Genomic DNA, 647 nt, shown 5'->3' with positions numbered 1-647 from the left:
CGTTACCGGCTTGGAGATCGTCTCGATTACGTTAATCGGGAAGAAGATCGGATACGGTTGGAAGTAGTGCTTCAGATAATGCTTTTTGTTCTGTTTCAGACCGAGGAAATGTACGATTACGAAAACGATAATCGCCAGACCCGCCGTTACTGAAATATCCGCTGTCGGGGATTTCCACCAAGCGATTGCGACGTGACCATGCTCCAGCATCTCTTTCGTAATACCCAGGCTCTCATACGCGTGATGGGGTTCCGTCACGATACCGAATGGAAGACCAAGCAAGTTGGAGATAAAAATGAACATAATAAGCGTCAAGCCGAGCGACATGAATGGCTTCACCCGATTAAGCGGCATCGCGCTACCGATAAGGTTGTGCACGAAATCGACAGCCCATTCGAGAAAGTTCTGCATCTTCGACGGGTTGTCCACCGACAAATTTCGAACCGCCAATCTAGCAACGACAAACGTTACGATTACAGAAACCAAAAGCGCAGTCCACGTAGCTATGTCAATCTGAAGCGGTCCAAGCTGCCATATGGGAAATTCATGCATGTAAAATTTTCACCCCTTTCGCTATGATTGTCGTTTGTTGATGAAATAAGCTGCTGCTAATAGTATAAACGGTACAACCATACAACCGATTAACG

General features: G+C 46.5%; 1 protein-coding gene. It reads right to left on the bottom strand.

The window, feature by feature from the left end; translation table 11 throughout:
* Positions 1-552: FoF1 ATP synthase subunit A (locus TX77_RS10570; RefSeq protein ID WP_044505074.1), on the bottom strand; the 552-nt coding region annotated here is incomplete at its 3' end.
* Positions 553-647 lie beyond the last annotated feature (95 nt).

Source organism: Megasphaera massiliensis, from assembly GCF_000455225.1.
Classification (GTDB): Bacteria; Bacillota; Negativicutes; order Veillonellales; family Megasphaeraceae; genus Megasphaera; species Megasphaera massiliensis.
Note: the sequence above shows the minus strand (reverse complement) of the source record. Positions and strands in the feature narration are given on the sequence as shown.